Source organism: Corynebacterium sp. HMSC066C02, assembly GCF_001814945.1.
Taxonomy (GTDB): Bacteria; Actinomycetota; Actinomycetes; order Mycobacteriales; family Mycobacteriaceae; genus Corynebacterium; species Corynebacterium aurimucosum.
This window is the reverse complement of sequence record NZ_KV818434.1, coordinates 1-9,670: the sequence shown is the minus strand read 5'-3', so window position 1 is coordinate 9,670 and position 9,670 is coordinate 1. Positions and strand designations below refer to the sequence as shown.

The following is a 9,670-nucleotide window of genomic DNA, read 5'->3' as shown; positions in this document are numbered from 1 at the left end:
GCGGGCACACCGGCGATCCTTCAGACACCACCCACAAAACACAACAAGGCACGCAGGAAAACCTGCGAGCTTTATGCCAGCGCTACCCATCATCCAAAGCCAGACTGACGGGCGATCCAGCGACCCCAAGTCCGGCTTCACGTGCTGCCGGAAGCAGCAGGAGCAACGGGGATTCTTAAGCTCTTAAAGGCGACCCCGCCAATCAAGGCCAGCCCCGAGCAAGGCTCGGCGCACCAGGACTGATTAATGGGGTGGCGAGGGAGGAGCACTCCAGGGCTCTGACTCGGCGAGGATGAGCTCCTTGATGAGGCCGAACGTGTGCATGGTTCCACGTGAGAGGTGAACGCGGAATGCGCTTCCGACTTCGCCCTCCTCGATGCGATGCCACGAGAAATCAGTGCGGATGAGCTCCCGGTTTTTGCGCTCGATGATATGCAGACCGTGGTCGAGGAGGATTGTTTCCGTATCGGTGCGGATGAACCACACGCGGTCCCCCACGCTGCGGCGCTTCAATCCAGTCAAGCTGCGATGGTCTTCGCGCAGGCGGGTAACAGACTCGATAACACCAAAGCGGTGCTCGAAACCTTCCGTGTCTGCGAGGACAAGCGGGCGGCCAGGGCCCACCGGACGGAGTGCTGAGACCTGCCACGCCACAGGTTGCCCTCGTTGTCCTTCCTTCGATACCGGCCGTACGACTGCCACGCACGTGGCTCGATGCGGCTGGGAAGTAGAGGCGTTCTCCTCTTGAAACTGGCTTGGGATGCGCTGCTCATCGAGGCACCGTGAGGACTCGGTGGGAGCCTTGTCAACCAGGCCCGCCGGAAGCGCGGTGGGCACCATGGATACCGGGTGCTCTGAGGACTTGGTCGAAGCCGGAACAACAGGGCCATGAGGAGAAAAGGTAGGGACTGTGGGCATCACGGTAACGCGATGAGACGGGGTAACGACGAGCCAGAGGCCTTCGGTGATGAGGTGGCCGTCGAGAGGCACGAGCGGCGGGTGAACGGCTGCCATGGACTCTAGACGGGCGGTGAGTTCGTCGTCAGGCACGCCCCAGCCGTATCCTTCCGCCGCCAGCATTCCGAACAGGGTTCCCAAAGGTAAGTCCGGTTGGCCTTCCCACGCGGCACGCAGGGCGGCGAGGGTTCGGTCAATACGGGTTGGGTCAAACATGACTCCTAAGCCTAGTAGGCCCACGATCACCAAAGCCGCCCAACCCCATCAGGGATTGAGCGGCTTACAGACCTGCTAATCAGGAAGGGCCTTAAGCCCTAGCGAGAATTAGCCGAGGATCTTGGTAACGCGGCCAGCGCCGACGGTACGGGAGCCCTCGCGGATAGCGAAGCGCAGGCCCTCGTCCATAGCGACCGGCTGGATGAGCTCTACGGACATCTCAACGTTGTCGCCCGGCATAACCATCTCGGTGCCCTCAGGCAGCTTGATAACGCCGGTAACGTCGGTGGTGCGGAAGTAGAACTGCGGACGGTAGTTGTCCATGAACGGGGTGTGGCGGCCGCCCTCTTCCTTCTTCAGGACGTAGACGGAACCCTCGAACTTGGTGTGCGGGGTGTAAGCGCCCGGCTTGATGCAAACCTGGCCACGCTCAACCTCTTCACGCTTGGTACCACGCAGAAGCAGACCACAGTTGTCGCCAGCCTCGGTGTAGTCCATCATCTTGCGGAACATCTCGATACCGGTAACGGTGGTGGACATGGACTTGTCCTTGATACCGATGATCTCGATGTCCTCGTTGACGTTCAGGGAGCCACGCTCAACACGGCCGGTAACAACGGTACCGCGGCCGGTAATGGTGAAGATGTCCTCGATCGGCATCAGGAACGGCTTGTCCAGCTCGCGCTCCGGATCCGGGATGGACTCGTCGCAGGCGTCCATCAGGTCGATGACGGACTGTACCCACTTCTCGTCGCCCTCGAGAGCCTTCAGAGCGGAGATGTGAACGATCGGAGCTTCCTCGTCGTAGTCCTGCTCAGCAAGCAGCTCGCGGATCTCCATCTCGACGAGCTCGATGATTTCCTCATCGTCAACCATGTCGCACTTGTTCAGTGCAACGAGGATGTACGGAACGCCAACCTGGCGAGCCAGAAGAACGTGCTCGCGGGTCTGCGGCATCGGGCCATCGGTTGCAGCAACAACCAGGATGGCACCGTCCATCTGAGCAGCACCGGTAATCATGTTCTTGATGTAGTCGGCGTGGCCCGGGGCGTCCACGTGTGCGTAGTGGCGCTTCGGGGTGGAGTACTCCACGTGGGAGATGTTGATGGTAATACCGCGCTCCTTCTCCTCAGGAGCCTTATCGATGGAGTCGAATGCGAAAGCGGTGTTCTCCTCCGGGTAAGCGTCAGCCAGAACCTTGGTGATCGCTGCGGTGGTGGTGGTCTTGCCGTGGTCGACGTGTCCGATGGTGCCGATGTTCACATGCGGCTTCGTACGCTCGAACTTCTCCTTTGCCACTGTTTGTCCTCCTGGACTCTATGGCGGCTACGTATTTCGCAGCCACGTGGTTTGTATTGCCATTGGCACTTCGAGCCGAAGCCCATAAGCGCTAATGACGCTTTCTTACGTGCCAGTTACACGATCCTAGATTTATGCCGCAGTTTTTTCAAACTGCCCAAATAGGAGGTAACCCCGCCCAACACGTGCGGACGTTGACCCTCGACAAGAATCAATTTAAAGGATCCTGGGAGGGTAACGGCCGGCTCAACGCGCAAAAACCTTTACGCACTCAGCGGACCGCTACCTCCCCAGCGTTGGGAGCTGGTGCCTACTGGCGAAGACTACCAGCCCCCACAGGCAAGGGAATCGATCGGATCCCCTTAAGCCTTAGGCCTTGGCGCCGGTGCGCTCCTCGATGATCTCCTGTGCCACGGAGGAGGGAACCTCAGCGTAGGAATCGAAGACCATGGTGAAGTTTGCACGACCAGCGGTGGAAGAACGCAGGTCACCAATGTAGCCGAACATCTCGGACAGCGGAACCTTAGCCTTAACCACCTTGGCGCCGGAGCGGTCTTCCATAGCGAAGACCTGGCCACGGCGGGAGGAGATGTCACCGTTAACGGTACCCATGTACTCCTCCGGGGTCACGACCTCAACGGCCATGATCGGCTCAAGCAGAACCGGCTTTGCCTTAGCAACGGCCTCCTTGAGGACCTGGGAGCCAGCGAGCTTGAAGGCCATCTCAGAGGAGTCAACATCGTGGTAAGCACCATCCTCGAGGGTGGCCTTGATGTTCACCAGCGGGAAGCCAGCAACGAAGCCGTACTGCATAGCGTCCTGGATACCCGCGTCGACGGACGGGATGTACTCCTTCGGAACACGGCCACCGGTGACGGAGTTCTCGAACTTGTAGGTTGCGGACTCGCCCTCTTCCAGCTCTTCCGGATCCGGGTTATAAGGCTCGATGGTGACGATAACCTTTGCGAACTGGCCGGAACCACCGGTCTGCTTCTTGTGGGTGTAGTCCAGGGACTCAACCTTCTTGCGAATGGTCTCACGGTAAGCAACCTGCGGGTTACCGATGTTTGCCTCAACCTTGAACTCGCGCTTCATACGGTCAACCAAGACGTCCAGGTGCAGCTCACCCATGCCGCCGATAACGGTCTGGCCGGATTCTTCGTCGAGCTGGACCGTGAAGGTCGGGTCCTCTTCAGCCAACTTCTGAATAGCGGTACCCAGCTTCTCCTGGTCAGCCTTGGTCTTCGGTTCAATAGCAACCTGGATAACCGGATCCGGGAAGTCCATGGACTCGAGGATGATCGGGTTGTCCGGGTTACAGAGGGTATCACCGGTGGTGGTTTCCTTCAGGCCGATGAACGCGTAGATGTTACCGGCGTCAGCGTGCTCGACCGGGTTCTCCTTGTTCGCGTGCATCTGGAAGAGCTTGCCCACGCGCTCCTTCTTGTTCTTGGTGGAGTTGAGCATGTTCTCGCCTGGGATAGCCTGGCCGGAGTAAACGCGCACGTAGGTGAGCTTGCCGAAGAACGGGTGTACGGCAATCTTGAAGGCCAGTGCGGAGAACGGCTCCTGAACGGAAGGCTTACGGGTCAGGGTCTCCTCGCCATCGAGGGAGGTACCGTTGACCTCGCCGATGTCCAGAGGGTTCGGGAGGTAGTCAACAATGGCGTCGAGCAGCGGCTGAACACCCTTGTTGCGGTAAGCGGTACCGCAGAAGACCGGGTAGATCTCGGAGTTAACGGTCAGCTTGCGGATAGCGCCCTTGATTTCCTCAATGGTCAGCTCTTCGCCGCCGAAGTACTTCTCCATGAGCTCTTCGTCAGACTCAGCGACGGTCTCGAGCAGCTTCTCGCGGTACTCCTCAGCCTTCTCCTGAAGGTCGGCCGGGATCTCCTCGATGGTGCCATCGGTACCAATCTCGGTCTTGCCGCGCCAAGTGATGGCCTGCATGTTGATCAGGTCGACGACGCCGTCGAAATCATCCTCAGCACCGATCGGCAGCTGCATAACCAACGGCTTAGCGCCGAGGCGATCGATGATGGTCTGAACGGTGAAGTAGAAGTCAGCGCCCAGCTTGTCCATCTTGTTGACGAAGCAGACACGGGGAACGTCGTACTTAGCAGCCTGGCGCCACACCTGCTCGGACTGCGGCTCCACGCCTTCCTTACCGTCGAAGACAGCAACAGCGCCGTCGAGAACACGCAGGGAGCGCTCAACCTCAACGGTGAAGTCCACGTGACCCGGGGTGTCAATGATGTTGATCTGGTTATTGTTCCAGAAACAGGTCACAGCGGCGGACGTAATGGTAATGCCGCGCTCCTTCTCCTGCTCCATCCAGTCAGTGGTGGCGCCACCGTCGTGGGTCTCGCCGACCTTGCGGTTGATGCCGGTGTAGTAGAGGATGCGCTCGGTGGTGGTGGTCTTACCCGCATCGATGTGCGCCATGATGCCGATATTGCGGACCTTGTGCAGATCCTTAAGCACTTCTTGTGCCACAGTTAATACCCCAACTTAATTGTCGTCGACGCCGGCGTCAGTTATGCACTGACGCAACTTCAAATGACGTCTTCATGGATAGGTCTTGGTCTATTTTGCCACGTCTAGGCTTCTTCGTCAGCGTGAGAGCTAAAGCCCACGCCATAAAAAATAGCCCGAACAACGCTATTCAAGTTTAGGTTCCCCACTAGCTAGCGTGCAGAGCTCCACCAAAGGGAGCGAGAACACGCACTGTCAGCGCAGGTAAACGATGATATCGCTGTTCGAGCCATGATGCCATGTGGCGGGTTCTACCGGCGGGATTACCAGCGGTAGTGAGCGAAGGCGCGGTTGGCCTCAGCCATCTTGTGAGTATCCTCACGACGCTTAACAGAAGCGCCCAGGCCGTTGGATGCATCGAGGATCTCGTTGGCGAGACGCTCGATCATGCTGTTCTCACGACGCTGACGGGTGAAGGTCACCAACCAACGCAGAGCCAGGGTGTTGGAACGAGCCGGCTTAACCTCAACCGGCACCTGGTAGGTAGCGCCACCCACGCGGCGGGAGCGGACCTCGAGGTCCGGGCGGATGTTGCCCAGAGCCTTCTCCAGGGTGCCAACCGGGTCGGTACCGGTCTTCTCGCGGCAAACCTCAAGAGCGCCGTAAACGATGCGCTCAGCGGTGGACTTCTTGCCGTCACGCAGGATCTTGTTCACGAGCATGGTGACCTGCTCGGAGTTGTAAACCGGGTCCTTAACTACAGGACGCTTCGGTGCAGCATTCTTACGCATTGTTGATTACTGTCCCTTCTTTGCGCCGTAGCGGGAACGAGCCTGCTTACGGTCCTTCACGCCCTGGGTATCCAGTGCGCCGCGGATAATCTTGTAGCGAACACCCGGGAGGTCCTTCACACGACCACCGCGAACGAGCACCATGGAGTGCTCCTGCAGGTTGTGGCCCTCACCCGGAATGTAGGCGGAAACCTCGATACCGGAGGTCAGGCGCACACGGGCAACCTTACGTAGAGCCGAGTTCGGCTTCTTCGGGGTGGTGGTGTACACGCGAGTGCACACGCCACGGCGCTGCGGGGAGCCCTTCAGGCCGGCCGTAGCAACCTTGGCCTTCTTGGAGTGGCGGCCCTTTCGGACCAGCTGCTGAATAGTTGGCATAAATCTAGTCTTTCTCTATGACTTCGGCTTGAACTGACCGCTTTCACAAGTCCAAACATGCAAAAATAGGGGCTCTTCTCCGGGGCCCTTCCGCATGTCCAGAACGTCCCTCAACCACAGGATGGTCGAGATACCGATCAGACTTTTCATCTCCTATAAAGATGAAACCTAGAATAGACTACCACCACCCCGCTGATCTGCCCAAATCCATGATGTGGCTGCTTGGCTTGGCACTCAAGCTGCAGTGAGTATTAGCGCCACTCCCAGGTCAGGTCCGCCTCCACCGCGCGCTCAGCGAAGTGCTGTTGCTCCTGCTTCTCCCAGGTTTCAAACCACTCTTCGTAGCCAGGGTCGCGCTCAAGGGCGCGCTCGCGACGCTTCTCACGCGGCCCGTCGATGCGCACGGTCACCACGGAGCCGCGCTCGTTGGCGGCGGCTACGGTGGCCTCAGTAACCGAACCTACGCCTTCAACGATCAGATCGTCGCGCTCATCCAAACTAGCCCAGTCCTTCGGCGCGTTGGCTTCCCAGTCCCAGCGCCAATAGCCCGGGTTATTCTCCCGCAGCACTTGTTCCGAGACCATCTTTGAGCCTTCTTGCAGCCCATGCCAACCAGGATAGAATTCGTCGAGGTGGACAACGCGCCACCCGGTACGCTCCGCGAGGGCCACGGAGGTCCAGGTCTTGCCGGCGCCCGAGGGGCCGTCGATAAGCACGGTAATTGGGCGCATCGGGCGCTTGCGTGCCGCCGCGAGCGACATCACATCATTCAAGAGCCTGTCCATCTCGGCGGCGTTGGTATCGGCAGTTCCCTTACCGCCTTCCCGATGGTCCGTGCGGTCCGTGTCCTGCATGTTGTCTTTCACCACTTCTGGGTTTGTCTAGCGTGCAGCTTTTAAGAGAGTCATCCTAGAGTCCAAAAAATCTCCAGGACCCACTGAGAACCGAAACTACCACCGGAAGCGCCGCAAGGCCGGTTCCCACCACCATCACCAGCCAGTCCCGGCCGGCGAGACGTGAGGGCCGCGCCCAGGTGCGCTGGCCACCGCCCGGCGGTGTGCGCCCGAATCCGCGCGCCTCCATCGCCGTGGCCAGCTTGCCGCCGCGCCTCAGGGCTAACACCAACAATCCGAAGGACATGGTGATGAGGTGCTTGATGCGGCCTTCGTCGGTAAGCCCACGTGCACGCCGCGCCATGGCGAGGTACTGCCAGTCTGATTTAAAGAGCGTCATCATGCGCACCCCGGCCACAGCACCGATAACGAAGCGTGAGGGCAGCTTGAGGATCTGCGAGAGGGCATCCCCCAGCTCCGTCGGGTCAATATCCCGCGCCAGCACCACCATGGGCAGCGCCACCGCCAGCACACGCACGGTAATGGCGATGGCCAGTTCCAGCGAGTTATCCGTGACCGTAATCAGCCACCAGCTGAAGTACTCCCGCCCGCCAGGCGCACCGTATAGCAGCATCGAAATACCAGACAACGGCGCAATAAGAAACAGGAACCACCCAGCCTTCACCAACCGCGGCCACGACACCCCACACAGCGGCGCGAAAAGAAGCGTCATGCCCAACGACACAACCGCTGAGACCCAATCCACCGAAAGCAACAGGGGCGTAACCCACACGAACATCAGGAAGATGCGCGTCAGCGGATTTACACCACGCAACAGTCCAGCGCTGCCCAAACGGCCAGCGCCCTTCACGTTCACCGAAGACGAATTAGCCACGGCTCACCTCCACTCGGTGGTCACCCAACGCGGAAATGAACAACGGATCGTGGGTCACCGACGCAATCGTCGTCCCCTCATCCGCCATGCGCCGCAGCAACCACACCAGCTCGGTGAAGGTGTGGGGATCTTGGCCGAAGGTGGGCTCGTCAAGGAGCAGCACCTCGGGTGCAGTGACCAGCGCCGTGGCCACGGACAACCGGCGCTTCTCCCCTCCGGAGAGAGTAAACGGATTGGCGTTGAGCAGATGCCCCAGGCGCAGCGACTCCACGAGCTCCGCAATGCGCGCCTCCGGCACCTCGCGGTGCATAACCCGGGGCGCTACGCGCAGCTCTTCTGCCACTGTGCGGGCGACGAACTGGTGCTCGGGGTTCTGGAAGACGAATCCTATACGGTCTGCCAGCTCCCGAGATTTCCACGTCAGCGGCGAGCCTTTCAGCCCTCGGCGCACGTACTCTGCCACACCAATCTCTCCGGAGACTGCCGGTAGCAACCCCGCTACCGTCATCAGCCACGTGGTCTTGCCCGCTCCATTTGGCCCAGTAATCACCGTGGACATCCCCCGCGGCAGCGCGTAGCTACGCGGCGGCCCGAAGCGGGTGACCAAGTCCGTACTCCACAGCGCCGCCGTCTCCGGCCCGGACACATGAGCTACGTCCGATCCCGACGCTGCCGAATCCAGTACTGCCGAACCCGGTACCACACCAGCACTGCTTGACGACGCCCCATAAATCCCCCGCGCCCGCGGCAAACCGCTATTAGAGCGCGAAGCGACAACAGTCCCCAGTGGCCCATCAGCGACAATGCGCCCATCCTTCAGCTCAACCGCTCGGTCGAGCACTCCCTTCCACGCCGAGTGCTGGTGCTCCACCACGATCAGCGTGGCACCCGTGCGCTCCACCATGGTGGATACCGCTTCGATGACTTCGCGTGCGCCCTGGGGATCAAGGTTTGCCGTGGGCTCATCCAGCAACACCATGCCCGCGCCCATCGCTATAACACCGGCCAAGGCCAGACGCTGCTTTTGCCCTCCGGACAGACGCTCCGTGGGAAATGACAAATCCACCGATGGCCCCACCATCGATAATGCCGCCGAAACCCGCTGCCATATCTCCGAGCGCGGGTAGGCCAAGTTCTCACAACCAAAGGCCACATCATCCCCCACCCGCGCGGCAATTACCTGCGAGTCCGGGTCCTGCAGCACCAGCCCCACCGGAATCGTGTGCCCGGGTGGCTCGACGTGACCGGAGGCATCCTCAAGAAGAATCTCTCCAACTCGAGTACCTTCGTCATCCCCACCAAGCACACCCGCGATGGCCGCCAGCAGCGTGGATTTCCCAGAACCGGAATCACCACACAGCAGCACCTTCTCCCCCGGCGATATAACTAAATCAATATCCGCCAGCGCCGGCGCACGCCTCCCCGCATGCGTCCAGCCATAGCCACGAGCCACAAGCTTCGTGGCCCCAGCACTACCCACATCAGCCATCAGAACCAGCCATCACAGTCAGCAACGTCAACCAGCATCAGTCAACGATCAGCAAACAACAAACAACGCGGAACAAGTAAGTACAACGCAAACAAGCATCAAGCATCAAGCAACACGCAACGCTGCCTAAGCGTTGTGCTGTTCGCGTCCAACTGCAAAGCGATCCAGCGCACCAGTCTTCGCAAGAGCCTTAACCACGAAATAGCCCACGGCTCCCGCCAGAATGGCACCGGAGATGCTCAGCGTCACTAGGTAGATGATGTTGAACTGCAGAGTCTTACCCAGGTTTCCGGAGGTAAACAGCTGGACCTGACCCCTGTTAGGTAGACACCTGATA

At 59.9% G+C, this 9,670-nt stretch carries 8 protein-coding genes and 1 pseudogene; all 9 read right to left on the bottom strand.

All coding sequences use genetic code 11. The annotated features are described in order from the left end of the window. Positions 1–243: 243 nt before the first annotated feature. Positions 244–1,173: a hypothetical protein gene (locus HMPREF2996_RS00675; protein ID WP_070729667.1), complete on the bottom strand. Its 930-nt coding sequence runs from the start codon at positions 1,171–1,173 to the stop codon at positions 244–246. Between the two features lie 108 nt (positions 1,174–1,281). Then, complete coding sequence (gene tuf / locus HMPREF2996_RS00670) at positions 1,282–2,472, bottom strand: elongation factor Tu (RefSeq protein WP_070444762.1); 1,191 nt, start codon at positions 2,470–2,472, stop codon at positions 1,282–1,284. A 369-nt stretch (positions 2,473–2,841) separates the two neighbouring features. Beyond that, entirely contained in the window at positions 2,842–4,968 is a 2,127-nt protein-coding gene (gene fusA, locus HMPREF2996_RS00665; RefSeq protein WP_070645245.1) for an elongation factor G, read from the bottom strand. 302 nt (positions 4,969–5,270) lie between these two features. Next, positions 5,271–5,738, bottom strand: coding sequence for a 30S ribosomal protein S7 (gene rpsG, locus HMPREF2996_RS00660; protein ID WP_010189692.1), 468 nt, complete (start codon positions 5,736–5,738; stop codon positions 5,271–5,273). A 6-nt stretch (positions 5,739–5,744) separates the two neighbouring features. Next, entirely contained in the window at positions 5,745–6,116 is a 372-nt protein-coding gene (rpsL, locus tag HMPREF2996_RS00655) for a 30S ribosomal protein S12 (protein WP_010189693.1), read from the bottom strand. Between the two features lie 251 nt (positions 6,117–6,367). Next, positions 6,368–6,970: an isopentenyl transferase family protein gene (locus HMPREF2996_RS00650; RefSeq protein ID WP_010189695.1), complete on the bottom strand. Its 603-nt coding sequence runs from the start codon at positions 6,968–6,970 to the stop codon at positions 6,368–6,370. Positions 6,971–7,025: 55 nt separating this feature from the next. Next, the gene (locus tag HMPREF2996_RS00645; protein ID WP_070645248.1) at positions 7,026–7,748 is read right to left on the bottom strand and encodes an energy-coupling factor transporter transmembrane component T family protein; all 723 of its coding nucleotides are present in this window, start codon (positions 7,746–7,748) and stop codon (positions 7,026–7,028) included. Between the two features lie 88 nt (positions 7,749–7,836). Next, positions 7,837–9,333: an ABC transporter ATP-binding protein gene (locus HMPREF2996_RS00640; RefSeq protein ID WP_070729665.1), complete on the bottom strand. Its 1,497-nt coding sequence runs from the start codon at positions 9,331–9,333 to the stop codon at positions 7,837–7,839. Between the two features lie 126 nt (positions 9,334–9,459). Further along, positions 9,460–9,670, bottom strand: a pseudogene (locus tag HMPREF2996_RS00635) (hypothetical protein); the annotation flags it as partial.